We start from the raw sequence: 20558 nt of genomic DNA on the forward strand, positions 1-20558 counted from the left end.
GTCATCAAACTGGATGTTTAAAGCATTCGTTTAACGTCATCCCAATAGCGCGCAGAACATCACGGCGAGTGATGATGCCAACAAGTTTTCCTCGGTCGTCAACTACTGGGTACATTTTTGGCTTACCGACTTTCATCATATCCGCCAATTCAATGACCGACATTTCTGGCGAGACGGACAACACATCTTCATGCATACACTCTTGCACAGTATGTGTATCTTGGCAGTGGTAGCTGGCTTTCACCAACTTATCTAACAAATCTTGTTCAGATAAGAACCCCACTACTTTTTCGTTTTCATCAATGACTGGACCACCAAGCGTCACGCTCTGCATCACTTTGTTCAAAGCGGCTGTGAGTGACATGTCTTTAGTGAAAGTCACCGCTTGCAACGTCATGTAATCTTTTACTTTTAATGAATGCATTCTTATCTCCTTAGCGGCATTTTATTGCGGCCTTAAGATAAGTGTCGTCTACTTTCTTGATTTTACTAAATGGAAATTAGCAATTTTGTTCATAGGCGTAGTCTATTGATCTCTATCAAAATTCATTTATCTACTGCTCTCAAGCTAAATCTTCTTGCATATTTATCCCAGTAAGAAAAATTTATCTGCAGAAGTAAACACCAACAAAAGCCTGAGACATGACGAGGAAAGGTCTCAAATGTCGCGCAGAAAATGCTCACTAATCCTAATTAGCTATGCAGCACATACAAAAAAGCCAGTCAGCAAAACTGACTGGCTTTCATCAAATCAAAAAGTGATTTAATTATGCATTTTCCATTGCTGCAACGATGTCACGCGCAACCGCCTCTGCGACTTTAATACCATCGATACCAGCAGAAAGAATACCACCAGCGTAACCTGCACCTTCACCCGCAGGGTAGAAGCCTTTTAAGTTTACACTTTGGAAATCTTTACCGCGCTTAATGCAAACTGGTGAAGAGGTACGAGTCTCAACGCCAGTCAGTAGGCCATCTTCAGATGCAAAACCTTTGATCTTACGATCGAAAGCTGGAATGGCTTCACGAATCGCTTCTACCGCAAATGGAGGCAGCGCTTTCGATAAGTCTGTGAGCTTAATGCCCGGCGTGAATGATGGCTCAACATCACCAAGTTGACTTGGATCGCGACCTTTCAGGAAGTCACCGATTTTCTGTGCTGGCGCATCGTAGTTTTCGCCGCCTAGTTTGTAAGCGTTAGATTCAAGTTCACGTTGGAAACGGATACCTGCTAGAGGATCACCCGGGTAATCCACCTCAGGAGAGATACCCACAACAATCGCACTGTTTGCGTTACGCTCTGCACGAGAGTATTGGCTCATGCCGTTCGTCACTACACGACCTTCTTCAGATGTCGCCGCAACAACAGTGCCGCCTGGACACATACAGAAGCTGTACACGGTACGACCATTTTTACAATGGTGAACCAGTTTATAATCCGCAGCACCAAGAATTGGGTGACCCGCATTTGGACCAAAACGTGCTTCGTCGATCATCGATTGCTTGTGCTCGATACGGAAGCCAACCGAGAATGGTTTCGCCTCCATGTACACACCGCGCTCGTGCAACATTTCAAATGTATCACGCGCACTGTGACCAACAGCCAATACCACGTGACGAGATTTGATCTCTTCACCGTTTGACAATGTCACGCCAGTGATTTGACCGTCTTCCATATGAAGATCATCAACACGAGTACTAAAGCGAATTTCACCACCTAGCTCGATGATAGTCGCACGCATTTTCTCGATCATCGTTACCAGCTTGAAAGTACCGATGTGCGGTTTACTTACGTATAGAATTTCTTCTGGTGCGCCAGCCTCAACAAATTCAGTGATCACTTTGCGACCGTAGAAGTTTGGATCTTTCACTTGGCTGTACAGCTTACCGTCAGAGAACGTACCCGCACCGCCCTCACCAAACTGTACGTTTGATTCTGGGTTTAGCGTGCGTTTACGCCAGAAACCGAAAGTATCTTTAGTACGTTCACGAACTTCTTTCCCACGTTCAACAATGATTGGGTTGAAACCCATTTGAGCCAACACCAAACCAGCAAATAGACCACATGGACCAAAACCGATGACGATTGGGCGCTCTGTTAGGTTCTCAGGTGCTTTCGCAACAAACTTGTATTCCATGTCTGGCGTTTGGCGAACGTGAGGATCGTTTGCGAACTTCGCTAGCAACGCGGTTTCATCGCCTTCAACGATGATGTCTAGCGTGTAAATAAGATGAATATTGGTTTTCTTACGAGCATCGTAGCCGCGTCTAAAGACGTTAAAAGAGATAACTTTCTCAGCAGGAATGCCAAGTTTTTTAGTGATCGCGTCTAATAGCGCGCCTTCCTCATGATCAAGAGGAAGCTTAATTTCATTAATACGAATCATGTCGATGTCTCGTTATAGTAGGTGTCTTAGCCAAAAAACCTAACGGCTCCCAGCTCACAATGGCGCGCATTTTACGAGAAATTGAATTGTCTGTCATACTAAATCAAGGTTGGACGACGGATTTAACTTGGTGAATGTTGAATTTTGCCTTGGGATGAGTATTATCCCCCTTCTTTGATTTTGACTAACTTAAGAGCTGATTATCATGGCGTTTGTCGTAACCGATAACTGTATCCAATGTAAATACACCGACTGTGTCGCGGTGTGCCCGGCTGACGCCTTCCACGAAGGTCCAAACTTCATGGTAATCAATCCAATAGAATGTATCGACTGTGGCTTGTGTGTTGACGAGTGTGCCGCAGCGGCAATCTTCCAAGAAGACGAGCTGCCTGAAGATCAAACCATCTACAAAGAGCTCAACGCCGAACTCGCAGAAATCTGGCCGGTACAAACTGAAGTGAAACCAGCGATGGATGAAGCGGAAAAATGGAACGGCGTGCCAAACAAGTTGGATATGTTAGAAAAATAACCGCATTCAAAACGAAAAAAGCGTAATGAACCTCAGCTTGACATCGCCTGGACCGTTACGCTTTTTTTGTATCTAAATTTCGTTGATACGATTAGCTGTGCTGACGACGCATGTTGTCCAAAATGATGCCCGTCGCCATTGCCACGTTTAAAGATTCTGCGCCACCGAAAGCAGGAATCGTGATCTTATCTGTCACGAACTTGGACGCTTCTTCTCGCACACCATGTGACTCGCTGCCCATCAACAAAATACCTTCTGCTGAAAAATCAGTTTTATGCACGCTCTCACCTTCAAGGAAAGCACCATACACTGGCAAGTTTGCTTCAGCTAAGTAGCTTGGCAAATCAACCAAACTCACTTGCACACGCCCAAAACTGCCCATTGTCGCGCTGATGGTTTTTGGGTTATACGGGTCTGCACAGTCAGTGCTCGCAATAATGTGCTTAATGCCATACCAGTCAGCTACACGGATAATCGTACCTAGGTTACCTGGGTCTGAAACACCATCCAGAGCAATCATCAAGCCCTTTGCCTGTGGTTCTTTTACGTTTGGAATCTCTACCACAGCAATGGCGGCGTTGTTGCTCACAAGCGTACTTGCTTTGGTTAGATCATCAAGCGACGCTTCAACGCACTCAAAACCACTCAGCTCTTGGCGGTGACTTTCCAAAAAGTCTGCCGTAGCAAAAATTTGCTTCACAACCAATGAGCTGCTCGCCAACTCTAATACGTTCTTTTCACCTTGAACAAGAAACAAACCATGCGCTTTACGCTGTTTCTTTTGGCCCAAAGCACGAAGCAGTTTTAGTTGGTTTTTTGAAATCATGACAATATCTCAGGTGGAAAGTGAATACTTGGCGAATTAAAACAAGCGTGATTATAAAGTAAAGTGCTCAAGGCAAAAAGAGATGTTAAAAACGAAAAAGCCCCGCTATATAAGCGGGGCTTTTAAAGGGTGGGACCCCAGCCACATCCCGGCACACAAGTCACACGCTGCGGCTGCTTCCTTCCGGACCTGACCGAGTTCACGAGCTATTGTTGCGAGAGGACCAGAGCCCCATAATTCTTTTTTGAGGGCTTGCCTCAAATGATGTTGGGGATTATTCAGTATCGGCCTTCATAATGCAAGGGCAAAAACCGCTAAATCCACTATTCTTCATTCGTTTGGACAAAACTCGATCAATTCATCCATTTAAGACTGAACAAGATAGTCGCTAGAACCAGAATAATGACGAGAAGAATGTTTGCTGACGTACATATCTTCATCCGCCAAATGCAGCGCTTGTTCCAAGCTCATGTGCTGCTTTCGTTTCTCAGAAACACCAACTGAAATCGTGACAGTTTTCAGCTCTGCGCACAATTTATCGGTAACATCCAATCGACTCAGTTCCTGAACGGCTCGCGAAAGCTCTATTTGTGTTGGGTATCCGAGCAAAATAAATTCGTCTCCACCAATACGATAGCTTCGCCCAGACCACACTCGATGTATCTTCAGCGAAAGCAATTGCAGCACTTCATCACCCGCTAAATGACCGTAGGTATCGTTGATTTGTTTGAAGTGATTAATATCTAAATAAAGTATCGCCAAATCCTTATTCACCCCTTGGCGATACTTAACTTGCAAAGAGCGACGATTCCTCAACCCAGTTAAATTATCGGTGTTGGATTGACGATACAGATAGAGAGAAACACAAATTGCCAATACAAGTACGAATAGAAATACCGCTTGGGTTTGTGTTGCCAATCGCACCTCATACTCTAACGCCGTGCGCCAATCTGGACGCAAATCGTATTGAGCCACAATTTTGTCAACGCCCAACATCGCGATCGCGCGGCTAAAATATGGCGCTAACATTGCACCGCGTTCATTCGCGACGAGGCCGATAGACAACTGCGAACTGTAAAACTCCCCTATCGCGGTATCTTGTTCGATGGGCACAAGCTCGCTCAAACGAAGGAAATGGTTGAGCATTGCCGTATCCATCGGGATGTAATCCACCTCCCCTTTAAGCAATGCTTCAATAAGATCGTGCTGCGTGTTAAAACGCTCAAGCTCTTTCAACGGTAAAAGCTGAGTCATCATTTGATCGAAGAAATCGTCTTTGACTACACCGATTCTTTCAGAGATCAATTGTGACACATGGGAATAGGTGTTTGGCTTGTAGCCCAATCGCTTGACCATCACTGAAGCTGGTGAATAGTGTGGTCTTGGAAAATAGCTGAATTCATGCCGTTCTCTGCTCACCGTTAATGGTGCCAAAATATCAAATTCACCTTTCATAAACTGGCGATACATCGACTCCCAACTTTCGTTAGGCTCACTGATGATCACACAGTTTAAATCCAGAATTTCACAGCTTTGTAGAACGATATCGGCTGTCATCCCTTGTACGGTACCATCAGGGTTGTACACCACATAAGGAAAGATGGATTCCATTTTGATTCGAATTGGCTCTTTTAAATTGACAGGCAGTAACTTGATCGCATCTCGCAGGGCTGAACGTCTCAATTCAAATTGATACAACGCGATTTGCTCACGAAGTTGCTTTTGTACCGCTTCACCATGAATAAACGAGGCAAAGGTATCCAACTCTTCTAAGTGGTGACCTTTTTTACTGATGATAGAAACGGGTTTGATGGAGATCTGATCGTTGAGCATTTTGGCATCAAACCCTTCCAACAACATTGGTTTGAGTTGGTTAATCGCATCAACCACGCCATCCACTAAACCAGTTTGTAACAAACGTACGGCTTCGTTATGGCCTTTATAAGGAACTTGTTTTAACTCTGGATGATACTGTTTGATCAGTTCTGAGTAGATGGTGTTTTGAGGCACACCAACACGCGAAATATCATCTAATGTCGAGTCGCTCAGCCCATATAGGTATGTGTATTCAATGTTTGTTGGTCGGGAATAGCTGAAACGCTCGGCGCGAGTATCGGTATAGGTAATGTTGGCAGCAAAGTCTGCGTCTTCATTCGCGACTGCATCTAAAATGGCATCAAAACTCGCGTAGTTGATGTACTCAACACTCACACCAAATTCAGTGGATACCGCATCAAATAAAACGCGAGTGACAACATCATCCGCTTCCGTCGCGATTTTATAGTGAGGCTGTAATGAAGGTTCGGCCTTTACATGAAGGCTTGGCAACAGACAAGCGAAAAGCAGCAGCGTTCGAGCAAGTGTGATCATGACAAACTTATCTAAAATTAACCACTTATAGTGTGGTTATTATTATGGAAAGTAGAATAATTATGAAATGATGAACATATACTAATTCACTTATTGTTTCACAATCAATTCAACAGTCTGCCGCACGGGTCACTTTTTCCTCTGAACGCCTACAACTATTTTATAACTCCGCCTGCTCGTCACTACTACGTAAGATGTAGTCCGTCATCCAAGCAGTACCCAACAAACAGATCCAGACCACAAATACAGGATTTGGTACGTCCGTATTAGGGCTCACCACCAACGCCGCAAAACCGACGGTTGGTAGTGTCCAACAAAGCAACTTACTCCAGCGAATCGAGTCTTTTAATTTGGCGAGTGTTTCCATCGAAGCCAACATCCCAGTAATGCTCAACGCCACCAGCACCGCGTAATGAAGATCGGCAATCCAGAGAGGCAATAGTAAAAGCAAAGGCCACCAGCTGTGTTTTTCTGAGCGTTTCCAATGCGTTGCTGCCCACCACATGACCACAACAGACAACGTTTGAACCACGGTCACCCAAGCTGAACCATCAAGCTTACCGCCTTGTTGCGTGACCATCAGCCCTACTTGTAAGGTAATCACAATCAAACCGGTGGTAAGGAGAACGCCAAGAGAGCTGCGATGTGAGAACACCACCATAAGTAACGGGAATAGAATCAGCACACCAACAGACAACGCAATGGGCTGCATCGAAAGCGTCGCACCAAACACCATCATAGCGCCGAGCAACACTAAGCCAGCAAGGCCACCTTGAGGCAACAGCCATAATGCCGGGATCATGAGTGCGAGTACTGGGATTTCGCCCTCACTCAAACTCATCGCTCGGGCACACACAACAGCAAGAAAAGTTGTGATGAAAAATTGAAGTGTTGAAAAAATCATAGCGCCTCCTGGCTTCCCCACCAACTTGGTAACTCAACGGCAAATAAAACTGGGTATCTAAAGTCGTTGAGTGGGTCTAGATTCAAGCTTAGCTTATCGTTAATTTGTATTTCGTGCGCTTGATGCACCAATTTGTCTTTAGTTAAAAGGGCTTTAAAAAGGCATCTAACTCACTAGCAACAAATGTTAACCATGCACAAGAACTGTTAGCGAAATACAAGTCGTGTGTATTACCATTCCTTAGCAAGCCACAACGGACAGTTTCAGTATGGACCAATTTTTAGTGCAAATCTTTGCTGTAATTCACCAAATTCCAAAAGGAAAAGTATCGACCTACGGCGAAATTGCCAAAATGGCAGGCTATCCGGGATACGCCAGACACGTAGGGAAAGCTCTTGGGAATTTGCCAGAAGGTAGCAAATTGCCTTGGTTTCGAGTCATCAATAGTCAAGGGAAGATATCGCTGAAAGGCAGAGACTTAGACAGACAAAAGCAGAAATTAGAAGCTGAAGGGGTCGAAGTTTCTGAGATAGGAAAAATCGCCCTCAGAAAATACAAATGGCAGCCTTAGGCTGCCATTTTTGTTCGCTAAGTTTGGTATTAACGCGTACCAACTAGACGAATATCCAACTGGTGAGTTTGTGCTTCGTCTGTGATCACACCGTTATGCGTATCACTGATGAAACGCAATTTACCATCCACTTCAATACGCGCGCGCACGCTGTAAGTGTGATTCGGTTTAATTTCGTTGCTGTCGTAACTCAGCTCAAACGAAAGAGGAACTTGCTTACCTTCTGTTTCGAACGTTTGTTTTGCTAGAAGCTTAGATGGCGCATCAGCCAAAGACACATCTTCTAGTGTTACCGTAACCACAGCATTTGGTGGTAGAGCAATACGTTCACGGTAAGCCACTGTACCTGTAATTGTCTTCATTGACGCCTCAGCAGATTCCATTTCTGTTGTTTGAGAAGTTTGGCAACCCACTAACGCAGCGCCAAAAAGTAAAGAAGTAACAAGTAGTAGTGTTTTTTTCATATATTCCTCAAGAAGAGTATTAAATCGGGATAAGTATAGGGTTGGAATATAAAACTGTCTTGTTTCCTTTCGTTTATTTGACAATAGTTTGACTAAGTTAGAATTTTTCAAACAATTGATTTCGTTTCATAATTAGGACTAGCCGGACTTTTCCTGCAAAGCAGAAACGTTGTTACTATTCCTTTTGCCTTATTCGTAGGTTTAAGGATGAGACTACTATTAAGTCACTCAACAGTTCTAAAACAAAGTCACTTCACAGATCATCAGATCTTGAGGTAACGTGAAGAAAAAACACATCGGTGAGGAGACACAATGAGTAAACCATTACGAGAATTGCTCAGCCTACTACAACTCGAAAAATTAGAAGAAGGCTTGTTTCGTGGACAAAGTGAAAACCTAGGTTTACCTCAAGTCTACGGCGGCCAAGTGATTGGACAAGCCCTCTCAGCGGCGCGTTATACAGTAGAAGAAACACGCACTGTACACTCCTTCCATAGCTATTTTCTCTACCCTGGAGACCCTGAAAAGCCGATCATTTACGATGTGGAAAATTTAAGAGATGGACGTAGCTTTAGCACCAGACGCGTTAAAGCAGTGCAAAATGGACGACCTATTTTTTACCTAACGGCTTCTTATCACGGCGATCAACCGGGGTTCGATCACCAGAAAGCCATGCCAGATATTCCGGGGCCTGAAAACTTCGCCTCAGAGAGTGAACTCGCAAGTCATATCGCGGAGTTTCTGCCAGAGCGCTTGCGTAAAACATTCTGCGGAGAAAAACCGATTGAGACTCGCCCTGTCACGGTGATCAATCCTCTAAAACCCAAAAAAGCGGAGCCGCAACAATACCTTTGGATTCGTGCTAACGGTGAGATGCCAGATAACCAACTGATTCATCAATACTTGCTGGCTTACGCGTCAGATTGGGGATTTTTGGTCACGGCGATGCATCCACATGAAGTGTCGTTAATGACGCCGAATTTCCAAGTTGCAACGATTGACCATTCAATCTGGTTCCATCGTCCCTTCAAGATGGATGAATGGCTTTTGTACGCAATAGAAAGCCCAACGGCGAGTAATACTCGAGGCTTAGTGCGTGGCGAAATTTATAACCAGCAAGGTCATTTGGTGGCGACTGCCGTACAAGAAGGAGTCATGCGCTACACGAAGTAACCCGCGCGCATTAGACGCAAAAAGGAGTGCTGAGCACTCCTTTTTAGTGGGTATCAAACGATGATTAATTCGGTTGATACTTCATGGTGACCACTGACCACTCATAAAGTGATTTCGGATAGCCATACTTGCTTTTGCCGTACACCACATTTGGCTTGGCATAAAAACCGCCGTCATCACTCGCTAAGAACTCACGTTGACCGCGACGGTAGTACATGACTGGCGCTGCCAACTCATACTCAATATTTTCTAGTTTAGAGTCGTCAATCACTAAAAAGCGAGTCATACGAATCGTACTACCGTTCGCACAATAGCCTGCTGCATCATAATCAATTGCATCGAATGGTTTTAGATCATCAGAAAACAGATCCGCAGTACAGCCATCAAATCGAGCAACATGTACCCAGACTGCCTTTTGTTGGGTTCGGTCATCGCTACCCACTGGCTTTAACAAGAACAGCGCGACTTTACCTTTGCCAAGTTTTTGCAGCTCATCATCCGTCGGTTCACGCACCGAACGCGACCCCATGATGCCAAACTCACTTTCTTCTAAATTGGAAAACTGTGGGGCACTGAGGGTACTTACGATGACGGTTTGTTCGCTATCAAGTTGTGTGTATTTATCTGCAACACCCGATTCTGCCAAATCGACATGAACCGTAACTCTTGTTCTTGGTAACGCTTTGTAATCTCGCGATTCACTCTCAGAAATATCCAACGCAATAGAATGATATTGAGAGTAATTAGTTAGCGTCAACTCAGCTTTCGCATTGTCTAACGTGGCAAGCTCTTCGCTCACGGTATCAGCAAATGCGTAAGTGCGAGTGCCTACCGTTTTACCAAAATCCAAACTAATCGTCTTAAATGGCGTAAATTCCACAGTTTGAAGCTTCGTCGTAAGACCTGGATGATCCGCTTTATTAATGGTGCCGTTAACCAATACGGTTTTAGTTGTATAGTTACGTGCAGTTAACGTCACTTCCACTTGGTAGTCGCCAGCATGCAGCACTTTCAAACGACCAGAATCTGAAGATAACAACTCAACCACCGGCTCAGCTTGGTTAATCAGACGGTAGCTTGCTTTGGCTTCTCCCCCACTCATCACAGGTGTGATAACCGCACCAGCAGAAAAGTCCAGAGTTGGATAAGTAATAGAAACCGGGTTGCTACCTTGTTTAATCGTTACAGCAAAACTACTTTCACCTGGAGTAAACTTATCGTTGCCTGCGTCCGACACAATAACTCTGGTGCTGCCCGCATTCAGAATGCGCATATCACCCGTTTTGCGATCTAAGGAAACCACATCGGTTGCAGAATCCGTCGCAAATCGGTAGCTCACTTCGCCAACCGTACCGAGAATCGATGGTTTTTGGACATAAGGTTGGTTGATGTTCCACGTACCTTCTACTACGCCTGACTGGATAGCAATTCGGCTTGGCGCACTCAGAATGTTGAAGCGAACTTTTTGATCTGGACCGGCCGTGTAATTTGCACTCTCTTTCCTGCGAACCGTTAACGTCGTTTGACCCGCTTTGTAGACACGAATAAGACCGTCACCAATAACATCTGCAACGCCTGGAGAAGTATTGTCAACGACTTCCAAATGATCATTGCTGGCCGTTAAACCAAAATCACGCTGCAAGTTAAAATCGTAGTCTTTGCTGTATACCATTTCATAATCTTGCGTCGTCATCGCTTGGCCTTGCGCTTTCGCAACTTTGATCACAACATTGAATTGAATTGGTTGGTACAAGTCACCGCCATCATCTTCAAACTTAAGACGATATTCGCCCGCGGTATCCACTTCTAAGTTGCCATCCTTCATTCGAAGACCTTCAGGCAACCCACCAATCAGACTGACTTTGCCTTTCTGACCAGCAAACGTCATTGGAATAGCCAGTTTAGGCTGATAAGTGAGAGACATTTCCACGTCTTTCATTACCGGATGAGGTGCGCGTTCGATTTCAATGTTGAAGCGGGTTTTACTTGCTGGATAATTACGCAAGTCGTATTCGTAGGCTTCAACTTCTGCGCTACCAACGCCTTTGATCAGCAACGCTTTACCATCCGTAGTTTTAGCGACAACGTCTTCACCATTGATGATGCGATATCCATAATCGCCGCGAGCGTGCGCAACTTGAGGGAAAATGCGTCCACCGTATTCATACGTCTTAGCGATATTCGCAACACTTATGGCTTGACGTTGACCCGGTTTAACATCGACCACAAACTGAGCAACTTGCTGCTTGTTTAAGAAAGCATCGCTGTATGTTGCTGTCGCCTCAACGGTTACCTGACCAACGTTGTGGATCAAAAGCAAACCCGTTTCTGGGTTTAGTAACTCGGCAACCTCGTTATCTGGTTCGCTGCGCAAAATTTTGTAAGTGATATTTTGCGTTTCAACTTTATCCAAACGTGAAGGCGCTAAGGTTAAACCGTCTCGATACTCATCTTCGATTAAGGCAAATTTAAGTTGCTCAGCACCTATTGCATACAATGTCACGGTTGCACGAACTTGCTTAGGTAGATATAAGTCGTTACCTGAATCGGAAATCAGTACAGAAGCCTGACCCGCAGAACCAAGTGAATAAACAACGCCGTTATCATCAACACGAATGAGGTTCTGCCCGCTTTCGACTTGGTAACTCAGTTTACCTTTCTGCCCACGCACGGTCAGAGCTTTCCCGTCAGGATCGAGTGCTACTAGGCTTAAATCACTGGCAGAAAGATCATTGTTAAAACCTCGTTCAACCGTGACCGAAAACGTCGTTTCAGAAGATTCATACACAGAACTGGTATCTGTTGCACGAATTATCGCGGTGCCTGGACGCAGGATTTGAAATACTCCCGAATCATTCACCCTCACCACATTCGGCGGATTTGAATCAATGACTTGGTAAGATACTGAGCCGCGAACGTTGCTCAATAGTGTCTGAGTGATGGTTCCCACCCCCTCAAACTGCAACGAGGCATCTTCAACAATCAGCTGTGGACGACTCTGCTTCGTGATAGAAGTTGGAGAGCTTGTATTGCTCGGCTTGGAGTCACCTCCTCCACCGCAACCAGCAAGTAAAGCAGCAAGAAAAATCAAATAATAATTTCTGTTCATTTTTAGTAATAATTTGTTACACCTCAAGGGGCGAGATAATAATACGATGTTTTATTAATCGCTATCCCTATTGTTGATGACTTTATTACTTAAGTATTTACTACTATATTAAGGGTAAAAATAAATTCTGATAAATGGCGAGAAAATTACCCGAAAAAACGCGAAGCAAACGTTTAAATTAATGTAATTAATTAATTTAGAAAGAGTGAATATTCAACAAAATAAAACAGGAAAAATAATGAAGAAAAATTGCGTTAATTTTTGGCGGGCTATGCTGTATGGACATTAACAGATTAGAAAAACATAATTATCTAATACACAAATAAAAGCAAGAACGAATCTCGTTTATATTTAATAAAAGAGATTTGTATTTTAAAACTGGAATAATGTCACTCTTACATTCCATTTTAATGTCTCGTCAGTAACAACTATTATTCCAGTAACTGTAAACTTAGATTAGCTTCGAATTGGCAACTCAGTGGTATATTTAATCGACTCCATTGCAAATGTTGAAGTCACGTTAGAGAGCCCCTTTACACTATTCACTAAGCGCTTATAAAACTCGTCAAAACACTTCATATCTTTCACCAGCACTTTCATCATGTAGTCATACTCGCCGGCCATACGATAAAACTCCATCACCTCAGGGAAATCACTCACTGTTGTGACAAAATGGTGATACCAATCTTCGGAGTGATCGATGGTTTTTAACTGAACAAAAGCGATAAAAGACAGGTCGAGTTTTTCTGCGCTCAGTAACGCGACGCGCTTTTCAATGTAGCCTTCCTCTTCCAACCTTTTTAAACGCTTCCAACATGGCGTTGTTGTCAGATTGACTCGCTCTGCTAAGTCATTTAATGACAAGGTGCTGTCGGTTTGTAGCAAAGCAAGTAGCTGTTTATCGACTCGATCTAATTTCATTTCTATAAAAACCATAAAAAGTAGAAAATTTTTCTATACCAATACCCATCAAGAGCAACTATAGCAAAGTTTTTCTCTCACCTTATAGGTAAATTATCCCTATCTAATGCTTATCTATCGATTTCCAAGGAGAGACGCCATGTGTACTGACCACGACTGGATCAACAATGCAGTGCGTAAAATTGAAGCGGATTTTCAACGCTCTGCTGATACTCATTTATTTAAACTCGAACTGCCTTCTCTTGATGGTATCGATATCTACCTAAAAGATGAGAGCACGCATCCAACAGGCTCTCTCAAACACCGATTGGCGCGTTCGTTATTTCTTTATGCGATTTGTAATGGGTGGATTGGTCCTGAAACCACAGTAATTGAAGCATCCTCAGGCAGCACTGCCGTTTCAGAAGCGTATTTCGCTCGCTTACTTGGCTTACCTTTCATTGCCGTTATGCCAAAAACCACCGCGCGTAAAAAGATTGAACAAATTGAGTTTTACGGTGGCAAAGCACACCTTGTTGAACGCTCAGATCAGATTTATGACGAGTCTCGACGTTTGGCCCATGAGTTAAATGGTCACTACATGGATCAGTTTACTTATGCTGAACGTGCAACTGATTGGCGCGGCAACAACAACATCGCGAACTCGATCTTCAGCCAAATGCAGTTAGAAGATCACCCAATTCCGAGTTGGGTAGTGATGAGTCCAGGAACTGGTGGCACATCAGCAACCATTGGCCGCTTTATTCGTTACCAAAAATACGACACCAAACTGTGTGTGGTAGACCCTGAAAACTCAGTGTTTTACGATGCCTTCCAATCCGGCAACAATGAATTAAAAGGCAATACTGGCAGCAAAATTGAAGGCATCGGCCGACCACGTGTTGAGCCAAGCTTTATCGCCGGTGTGGTTGATGAGATGCGAAAAATTCCTGATGCGGCAAGTGTCGCAACCGCGCATTGGGTTTCTCAGCTGATTGGACGTAAAGTCGGTGCATCTACGGGGACGAACCTCTACGGTGTACTTCAACTGGCCTGCGAAATGAAACAACGCGGTGAAACAGGCTCTATCGTGACACTTCTATGTGACTCTGGTGAGCGTTACTTAGATACGTATTACGACTCAACATGGGTAAAAAAGAACATCGGAGATATTCAACCTTACCTCGCACAACTTGAAGTCATTCAAGCGAAAGGCTGTGTTGAGCCGGCATGTTGCGGTCCAATTACCGCTTAAGATGCAAATTCGAATGTAAAAAACAGCCCGCTTATGTGCGGGCTGTTTTTTATTGATTGGGATTACTTTTTCTGACGCGCTTCAAACGCGGCCAATTGTTCTGGCGTTGCTGCTGGTTGATGGTTTTGTTTCCACTCATCATAAGTCATGCCGTAAACACGTTCGCGAGCGTCATCAATATCTAAATCCAAACCGAGATTTTCAGCTTCTGCTTTGTACCATTTGCTAAAGCAGTTACGACAGAAGCCCGCAAGGATCATCAGGTCGATGTTTTGCACATCTTTGTTTGCATCTAAATGCGCCAATAAACGACGAAATGTCGCTGCGTCTAACTTGTCTTGTTCTTCTTGAGTCAGATTTTTATATTTGAATTCAGCCACTTTACTTTCCTTCTCTCTTATTTGATTGGCTTTCGTCACCATATCCAGTTAGTCCACTTTCATAAGTAGGAAGTATGCTTTAGCGCAACAATTCCCATTCGAAAATCACTACCTTTGAACAAAAACTGATATGATAAGCGCCATCTATCTTATTGATTAAATTAATATTAACACAAATCATTACAACGGTCTTTTACAAAGGTTATCGTCAAGTTATGAAAAACGCCATCCTATTATTGTCTGCCTTGACCATCAGTGTGCCGACTTTTGCTGCTCAAGAACAAACTCATCAATCTTATTTTTATCTAGGTACTGGTAACGTTGGTTTCGATACGCCGTATTTTGGATCAGACAGAGACAATGAGTGGTCCACACCGCATATCACTGTTGGCTGGGGCTATCATGTTAATCAATACCTTGCGTTTGAAGGTGTACTTCGTTACTCCCAAAACGAGCTTAAGAACGACACGCTAAAAACAGATTTGGATTTGCACTATTACCAAGCGGGCATGTCAGCGGTATTAACCAGTGACAACCTAGGCGACACACCACTCTCTTTGTTTGGCCGCGTGACCGCTTTGGGGACTCAAGCAGAAATGTATGTTCCAAATGCCCAGAAAGTGACTGACGACTCTGGCGCACTGTTTAACGTGGGAGCTGGAGTTCATTGGGATATGAGTAAAGATATCTGGTTACGCGCAGAGTACATCTACAATGTCGCAGATATGGGTTTTGAAGACTTCTACGACAGCTATGAAGGTCTACAAATCAGCTTAGGAAAACGCTTCTAGCGCGACGTTGAACCCAGAATTTGAAGTTAAATGTAAAGAAGCCGAGGCAAATGCCTCGGCTTCTTTTATCAATCTAAAAAGTAGCTTTGCTTATTGAGCGGAAAATTTTTCTGCGGTCTCTTTGTTTACATGACTACTAGGTTGAACAGTATCAAGTGACGCTAAAATACCATCTTGATGACCTTTTAGCGCATTCGTAAACGTTGGAAGTGCAGTGGTGACTAACAACGCCATAATACCCGCAACCAGAACCATTTCTACCATGTAACTACCACGAACTTTTTTCAAGGGAACACCTCAATAATCATAGGTATAGCCACCTTCCTGGCTTTATACCTAGCAAGACTCGACATTCAGTCATAAACGATGAGCGAGTCCTGTGCCCCTCGAAGAAGTGGCGAAATAATAACCACAATTAATGGTTAGATCTATAAATAATCACTAGAAATATAAAAAAAACGACGAACAAAAATGGTTCGGCGTTTTTAATCAAAGCGTTACATGTTGTCGTTAAGGATGCACTGTGCGGCCTTTCGAATCGTGGCTGAGCGCTTTGTTCAGTTCTGCTTCTACATGACCTGGAGCTTGTGTTTTCGCAGAAATCAGTCGGTACATCGCAGGGATAACAAACAAGGTCACCAATGTAGCAAACCCCATCCCGAAAAAGATAACCGTACCCACGGCAATACGGCTCTCATAACCAGCACCTGTTGATACGATCAACGGGATTGCACCTGCAAGTGTGGTAAACGCAGTCATCAAAATTGGGCGTAGACGTCGCGCAGCGGCATCAATGATCGCTTTTTCAAACTCAACGCCACGGTCACGTAGCTGGTTGGCAAATTCTACTATCAAAATGCCGTTTTTCGTTACCATACCGATCAACATGATCATGCCGATCTGGCTGTAAATGTTCATTCCTTGCCCCATCACGACCAAACCAAGGAAACCACCAAACACACCCATTGGTACAGTGAACATTACTACTAGCGGGTTCACGAAGCTTTCAAACTGAGCCGCCAACACGAGATACGCCACCAGCAATGCCAGTGCAAACACAACTGCGACACTCGCTTGGTTCTCTTTAAAGTCTTTCGACTCACCCGAATAACTCACAGAAATGTCACCCGGCAAGTTGTCGATGGCTTGCTGATCGAGGTAATTCAGCGCTTCACCTAATGTATAACCTTCGGAAAGATTTGCAGTAATGGTGATGGACTTCTGTTTGTTGTAATGAGACAGACGGATAGATGCTGCCACTTCTTCTATTTTCGTGACCGTGTCTAATGTCACTAGCTCGCCGCTGTTGGTACGCAGATAAATCTGGCTCAAATCGGCAGCATTATTGAAGCTATTTTCATCACCGCGAAGGTAAACATCATACTCTTCGCCACGCTCAACATAAGTCGTTTCGCTTTTACCGCCGAGCATGATTTCTAACGTGTCAGAAATGTCTTTTACGCTCACACCGAGTTCAGCCGCGCGTTGTTTGTCGACCGTAACTAACAGCTCTGGTGTTTTCTCGGAGTAGTCTATCTCAGCGCCTTCCATCATTGGTGATTCTTCGGCTTTGTTCTTCAACAGTTCAGCCCAGACGAGAAGCTCATCATAATCAGAACCACCTAATACGAACTGAACTGGCTCACTCGAACCACCTTGGAAACCAGGCATAAATGGGAACACTCGAACATCAGGGATACCCGCCAATGCACCACGTACTTTGTTGAGCGCTTCCTGAGCCGTTACATCACGTTCATTCCAATCTTCTAGAATCATGATCACAAAGCCAGTTTGGTCACCTGCCTGACCACCAAACGCTGGCGTTTGGATGCTGAATGACTTCAGATAACCTTGCCCTAGCAATGGCATCAATCGGTCTTCGACAATATCCATATTGGCTGACATTCGGTTGTACGACGTAGCATCTGCGCCGCGCACAAACGCAAAAATCACACCGCGATCTTCTTGTGGCGTCAATTGAGCTGGTACTTGATTCATTAGGAAATAACTGCCGCCCATACAAGCCAGAATCACCAAAGGCGCAGCCAAGCGAGCTTTCAATGCTCCTTTCAATAATGAGCGGTAGCCATTCTCCAGCTTACTAAACAGGCGATCGACCACTTCGTTGAATCGATTGGGTTTTACATTTGCCTTTAGGATCTGGCTGCCCAACACAGGTGTAAGTGTCAGTGCAATCAAAGAGGAGAAAATTACCGACATAGCCAGCAATACAGAAAACTCTGTAAATAGCAGCCCTACCATGCCATCCATAAAGGAAATTGGCAGAAACACCATCACCAGAACCAACGTTGTCGCGATAACCGCAAAACCAACCTCTCGAGTGCCTTTGTACGCGGCAAGCAAAGGCGATTCACCACGTTCAATATGATGGAAGATGTTTTCAACAACCACAATCGCGTCATCCACCACTAAACCAATAGACAGGATCAACGCCATCAAAGTGATCAAATTGATAGAAAAGCCAAAGTAATACGCGGCAATGAACGAAGAGATCAGCGAAACGGGCACCGTAACCGCTGGAATTAGAGTCGCACGAGCTTGGCCGATGAAAATATACAACACCAAGATCACCAAGCCACCTGTAATAAACAGCGTGCTGTACACCTCTTCGATTGAACGCTCGATAAATACTGTCGCGTCGTAATCAATCGCGAGACGTGTTCCTTCTGGTAAGAACTTCTGAATGTTATCGACTTCAGAACGAACCAGCTTCGCCACTTCTAGCGGGTTTGCGTCTGACTGCGGTACCACACCAAGGCTGATGTTTACAACACCGTCACTTTTGAAGGTCGAGTTCTCGTTTTCTGCACCAATAAAGACATCCGCCACATCTTTTAGGTAGATAGGCGTGTTGTCGCTTGCACGTTTAATGACAAGATATTGGAAGTCCTCAGGCGTGTTATAAGTACGAGCTGTACGCACCGACATCACCGTCGAGTCGTTGCGAACTTCACCACCCGGGCTTTCTAGGTTCTCACTTCGTAAAGCTGATGTAATATCCGATGCCGTGACCGCACGACCAGCCATAAGCTCTGGTTTGAGTTTCACGTACATGACTTTGTACAAACCGCCAGAGAGATCGATAGAACTCACACCCGTGATCAAACTGAAACGATCCATCAGAACACGCTCGGCATAATCCGTCAGCTGTGTGCGGTCCATTTCAGAAGAACTTAGATTGATGTAAAGGGACGCTTCACCCGAACCATTGTTCTTGTAAACAATTGGGTCATCTGCTTCATCAGGTAACGAGCGCTGAGCACGAGCAACGGCGTCACGCACATCACTCACCCCAGTATTCAGATCGTAACCTAACTCAAAGGTGATCGTGATGCGTGACATGCTGTTACGAGTGGTGGAACTGATTTCATCAATGCCACTGATCCCAGAAAGCTGATCTTCCAATACGGAGGTGATTTGGCTTTCAATAATGGTCGCCGACGCGCCTTCATAACGCGTGCTGATAGAAACGACTGGGCTCTCAATATCAGGCATTTCACGAACAGCTAATTTGGTGAATGACACAAAGCCAAATACACACAACAGCATACTCAGAACTAACGCCGCGACAGGGCGTTTAACTGAAACGTCGGAAAGTAACATTAGTTTTCTTCCTCAGCCGATTCACTGTCATTGCCTGTCACATCCGCAGTGTTAGCTTTGAGTGGCGCGACAATTTCTTTCACTTCAACGCCATCACGCATGTTAACAATGCCTTGAACAACGATCTTGTCACCAATCTCAACGCCAGATTCAATCACTACTTCGTTGTCGACACGCGCACCCAGCAACACTTCTTGGCGAGTCGCTTTGTTGTTTTCATCAATTACATATACAAAGCGTTTGGTGCCTGAGTATTCAAGTGCTTGAACAGGAATGATCGGCGCTTTAATAGCAGGAAATGCCAGTGAAGCGTTCATCAACATACCCGGTTTCAATTGGTTTTCTGGGTTATCAAACTCAATGCGCACGCGCAAATTCAATGTCTCTGCACTGATTCTGGTATCAATACCAGTCACTTTCCCAGAAAAACGTTGTTCACCCCAAGCACTGGTCTTCGCGGCAACTTCCATTCCAACTGACAACATCGACAAATAACGTTCTGGAATTTGTAAATCCAACTCCATGACCGACAGATCGTCTAATGTCAGAAGCTCAGTTCCTGCGCTAACCATTTTCCCGCGGCTGAAATCGATAAATCCAACCGTTCCAGAAAAGGGCGCGGTGATATGCAGATCGGCGAGATTCGCTTTCGCAGCATCAAGTCGAGCCTGAGCAATCTCCACGCTTGCTTTTTGTGCATCAATTTCGGTTTGAGTAATTGCGTTTCGTTTAACTAAACGCTGAAATTCTTTTAACTTACGCTCTTCATCTTTTAAGTAAGCTTTTGCTTCAACCAGCGCTGCTTGCGCTTTATCATCATCCAATTGAATTAACAGTTGGTTTTGTTGCACGTTCTGGTTTGCTTTTACCGCAATTTGTTTGACCTTACCTGCAACTTCTGAAGCGACAACCACAGACTCTGCCGCCTTCAATTTGCCGATAAGGGATAAAGATTGATTAATTTCGTGCGTTTCTACTTGCTCAGTCACAACCGTGACCGCAGACGGACCTCGCTTTGCTGCAAAAGCGCTAGGGGAAGCCATTAATATAGAAAGCGTTAAAACAGATAAGGATAAAGTGGCTTTCATGCTCATGATCTTGACTACTAAACGAATAAACTTATGTCATTAAACTGCTTACAGTTTATCAATAGATACGTCTTTTAACGTCAAGTAGTGTAAATTCCAGTAAAAAGTATATTTTCGTTCTGTATAAAGGACATACAAAACGCTGACTTTCTACCATCTTTGCCCAAAAAGGCAGCATTCAACGTAA

The 20558-nt window shown here is 44.3% G+C and carries 17 protein-coding genes and 1 other RNA gene; 5 read left to right on the top strand and 13 right to left on the bottom strand.

Going from position 1 to position 20558, the window contains the following annotated elements:
* Positions 1-4: 4 nt before the first annotated feature.
* A complete protein-coding gene (locus tag UF05_RS01735) occupies positions 5-424 on the bottom strand; it encodes a CBS domain-containing protein (RefSeq protein WP_005461138.1) in 420 nt (139 codons plus the stop codon).
* Positions 425-767: 343 nt separating this feature from the next.
* A complete protein-coding gene (locus UF05_RS01740; RefSeq protein ID WP_005461132.1) occupies positions 768-2387 on the bottom strand; it encodes an NAD(P)/FAD-dependent oxidoreductase in 1620 nt (539 codons plus the stop codon).
* Positions 2388-2592: 205 nt separating this feature from the next.
* On the opposite strand from UF05_RS01740, the gene fdxA reads away from it, so the two are divergent.
* Positions 2593-2916 carry a ferredoxin FdxA gene (gene fdxA / locus UF05_RS01745; protein ID WP_005461160.1) on the top strand — a complete coding sequence of 108 codons (324 nt, stop codon included), beginning with the start codon at positions 2593-2595 and terminating at the stop codon, positions 2914-2916.
* A 91-nt stretch (positions 2917-3007) separates the two neighbouring features.
* On the opposite strand, the gene UF05_RS01750 is transcribed toward fdxA, so the two are convergent.
* The 4 genes from UF05_RS01750 to UF05_RS01760 form a co-directional block, all read right to left on the bottom strand.
* Positions 3008-3742 (bottom strand): RNA methyltransferase, encoded by a 735-nt coding sequence (locus UF05_RS01750; RefSeq protein ID WP_005495942.1) that lies wholly within the window; start codon positions 3740-3742, stop codon positions 3008-3010.
* A gap of 132 nt (positions 3743-3874) precedes the next feature.
* Positions 3875-3971, bottom strand: an RNA gene (gene ffs, locus UF05_RS23825) — signal recognition particle sRNA small type.
* A gap of 137 nt (positions 3972-4108) precedes the next feature.
* Positions 4109-6112: a GGDEF domain-containing protein gene (locus tag UF05_RS01755; protein WP_025593774.1), complete on the bottom strand. Its 2004-nt coding sequence runs from the start codon at positions 6110-6112 to the stop codon at positions 4109-4111.
* Between the two features lie 160 nt (positions 6113-6272).
* Complete coding sequence (locus tag UF05_RS01760; protein WP_005461144.1) at positions 6273-7016, bottom strand: hypothetical protein; 744 nt, start codon at positions 7014-7016, stop codon at positions 6273-6275.
* Between the two features lie 268 nt (positions 7017-7284).
* Between UF05_RS01760 and UF05_RS01765 the strand changes: the two genes are divergently transcribed.
* Entirely contained in the window at positions 7285-7587 is a 303-nt protein-coding gene (locus UF05_RS01765; RefSeq protein WP_005481834.1) for a DNA base-flipping protein, read from the top strand.
* Between the two features lie 29 nt (positions 7588-7616).
* On the opposite strand, the gene UF05_RS01770 is transcribed toward UF05_RS01765, so the two are convergent.
* Positions 7617-8051: a YbaY family lipoprotein gene (locus UF05_RS01770; protein ID WP_005461146.1), complete on the bottom strand. Its 435-nt coding sequence runs from the start codon at positions 8049-8051 to the stop codon at positions 7617-7619.
* A gap of 312 nt (positions 8052-8363) precedes the next feature.
* Here UF05_RS01770 and tesB point away from each other — a divergent pair, with 312 nt between their 5' ends.
* Complete coding sequence (tesB, locus tag UF05_RS01775) at positions 8364-9224, top strand: acyl-CoA thioesterase II (RefSeq protein WP_045546174.1); 861 nt, start codon at positions 8364-8366, stop codon at positions 9222-9224.
* Positions 9225-9288: 64 nt separating this feature from the next.
* On the opposite strand, the gene UF05_RS01780 is transcribed toward tesB, so the two are convergent.
* Both UF05_RS01780 and UF05_RS01785 read right to left on the bottom strand, forming a co-directional pair.
* Positions 9289-12333, bottom strand: coding sequence for a hypothetical protein (locus UF05_RS01780; RefSeq protein WP_045546175.1), 3045 nt, complete (start codon positions 12331-12333; stop codon positions 9289-9291).
* 456 nt (positions 12334-12789) lie between these two features.
* Complete coding sequence (locus UF05_RS01785; RefSeq protein WP_005481879.1) at positions 12790-13254, bottom strand: Lrp/AsnC family transcriptional regulator; 465 nt, start codon at positions 13252-13254, stop codon at positions 12790-12792.
* A 139-nt stretch (positions 13255-13393) separates the two neighbouring features.
* Here UF05_RS01785 and UF05_RS01790 point away from each other — a divergent pair, with 139 nt between their 5' ends.
* Complete coding sequence (locus UF05_RS01790) at positions 13394-14488, top strand: PLP-dependent cysteine synthase family protein (RefSeq protein ID WP_020840300.1); 1095 nt, start codon at positions 13394-13396, stop codon at positions 14486-14488.
* A gap of 62 nt (positions 14489-14550) precedes the next feature.
* Here the strand turns inward: UF05_RS01790 and UF05_RS01795 are convergent, their stop codons facing one another.
* Positions 14551-14868: a DUF1244 domain-containing protein gene (locus UF05_RS01795; RefSeq protein ID WP_021449582.1), complete on the bottom strand. Its 318-nt coding sequence runs from the start codon at positions 14866-14868 to the stop codon at positions 14551-14553.
* Between the two features lie 215 nt (positions 14869-15083).
* On the opposite strand from UF05_RS01795, the gene UF05_RS01800 reads away from it, so the two are divergent.
* On the top strand, positions 15084-15659 hold the full coding sequence (locus tag UF05_RS01800) for a porin family protein (RefSeq protein WP_005495951.1): 576 nt from the start codon (positions 15084-15086) through the stop codon (positions 15657-15659).
* Between the two features lie 90 nt (positions 15660-15749).
* Here UF05_RS01800 and UF05_RS01805 read toward each other — a convergent pair whose 3' ends face one another.
* The 3 genes from UF05_RS01805 to vmeE form a co-directional block, all read right to left on the bottom strand.
* On the bottom strand, positions 15750-15947 hold the full coding sequence (locus UF05_RS01805) for a type II secretion system protein (protein ID WP_005461161.1): 198 nt from the start codon (positions 15945-15947) through the stop codon (positions 15750-15752).
* Positions 15948-16169: 222 nt separating this feature from the next.
* The gene (gene vmeF, locus UF05_RS01810) at positions 16170-19283 is read right to left on the bottom strand and encodes a multidrug efflux RND transporter permease subunit VmeF (RefSeq protein ID WP_005481813.1); all 3114 of its coding nucleotides are present in this window, start codon (positions 19281-19283) and stop codon (positions 16170-16172) included.
* Positions 19283-20377 carry a multidrug efflux RND transporter periplasmic adaptor subunit VmeE gene (gene vmeE, locus UF05_RS01815; RefSeq protein ID WP_005461172.1) on the bottom strand — a complete coding sequence of 365 codons (1095 nt, stop codon included), beginning with the start codon at positions 20375-20377 and terminating at the stop codon, positions 19283-19285. Before vmeE ends, vmeF begins: the two co-directional genes overlap by 1 nt.
* Positions 20378-20558: the final 181 nt, after the last annotated feature.

Source organism: Vibrio sp. S457-15, assembly GCF_000960545.1.
Taxonomy (GTDB): Bacteria; Pseudomonadota; Gammaproteobacteria; order Enterobacterales; family Vibrionaceae; genus Vibrio; species Vibrio parahaemolyticus.

What these genes read in the sequence shown, in the direction of transcription:
- UF05_RS01735 (WP_005461138.1), bottom strand. Translation starts at nt 424, where the DNA reads ATGCATTCATTAAAAGTAAAAGATTACATGACGTTGCAAGCGGTGACT.
- UF05_RS01740 (WP_005461132.1), bottom strand. Translation starts at nt 2,387, where the DNA reads ATGATTCGTATTAATGAAATTAAGCTTCCTCTTGATCATGAGGAAGGC.
- fdxA (WP_005461160.1), top strand. Translation starts at nt 2,593, where the DNA reads ATGGCGTTTGTCGTAACCGATAACTGTATCCAATGTAAATACACCGAC.
- UF05_RS01750 (WP_005495942.1), bottom strand. Translation starts at nt 3,742, where the DNA reads ATGATTTCAAAAAACCAACTAAAACTGCTTCGTGCTTTGGGCCAAAAG.
- UF05_RS01755 (WP_025593774.1), bottom strand. Translation starts at nt 6,112, where the DNA reads ATGATCACACTTGCTCGAACGCTGCTGCTTTTCGCTTGTCTGTTGCCA.
- UF05_RS01760 (WP_005461144.1), bottom strand. Translation starts at nt 7,016, where the DNA reads ATGATTTTTTCAACACTTCAATTTTTCATCACAACTTTTCTTGCTGTT.
- UF05_RS01765 (WP_005481834.1), top strand. Translation starts at nt 7,285, where the DNA reads ATGGACCAATTTTTAGTGCAAATCTTTGCTGTAATTCACCAAATTCCA.
- UF05_RS01770 (WP_005461146.1), bottom strand. Translation starts at nt 8,051, where the DNA reads ATGAAAAAAACACTACTACTTGTTACTTCTTTACTTTTTGGCGCTGCG.
- tesB (WP_045546174.1), top strand. Translation starts at nt 8,364, where the DNA reads ATGAGTAAACCATTACGAGAATTGCTCAGCCTACTACAACTCGAAAAA.
- UF05_RS01780 (WP_045546175.1), bottom strand. Translation starts at nt 12,333, where the DNA reads ATGAACAGAAATTATTATTTGATTTTTCTTGCTGCTTTACTTGCTGGT.
- UF05_RS01785 (WP_005481879.1), bottom strand. Translation starts at nt 13,254, where the DNA reads ATGAAATTAGATCGAGTCGATAAACAGCTACTTGCTTTGCTACAAACC.
- UF05_RS01790 (WP_020840300.1), top strand. Translation starts at nt 13,394, where the DNA reads ATGTGTACTGACCACGACTGGATCAACAATGCAGTGCGTAAAATTGAA.
- UF05_RS01800 (WP_005495951.1), top strand. Translation starts at nt 15,084, where the DNA reads ATGAAAAACGCCATCCTATTATTGTCTGCCTTGACCATCAGTGTGCCG.
- vmeF (WP_005481813.1), bottom strand. Translation starts at nt 19,283, where the DNA reads ATGTTACTTTCCGACGTTTCAGTTAAACGCCCTGTCGCGGCGTTAGTT.
- vmeE (WP_005461172.1), bottom strand. Translation starts at nt 20,377, where the DNA reads ATGAGCATGAAAGCCACTTTATCCTTATCTGTTTTAACGCTTTCTATA.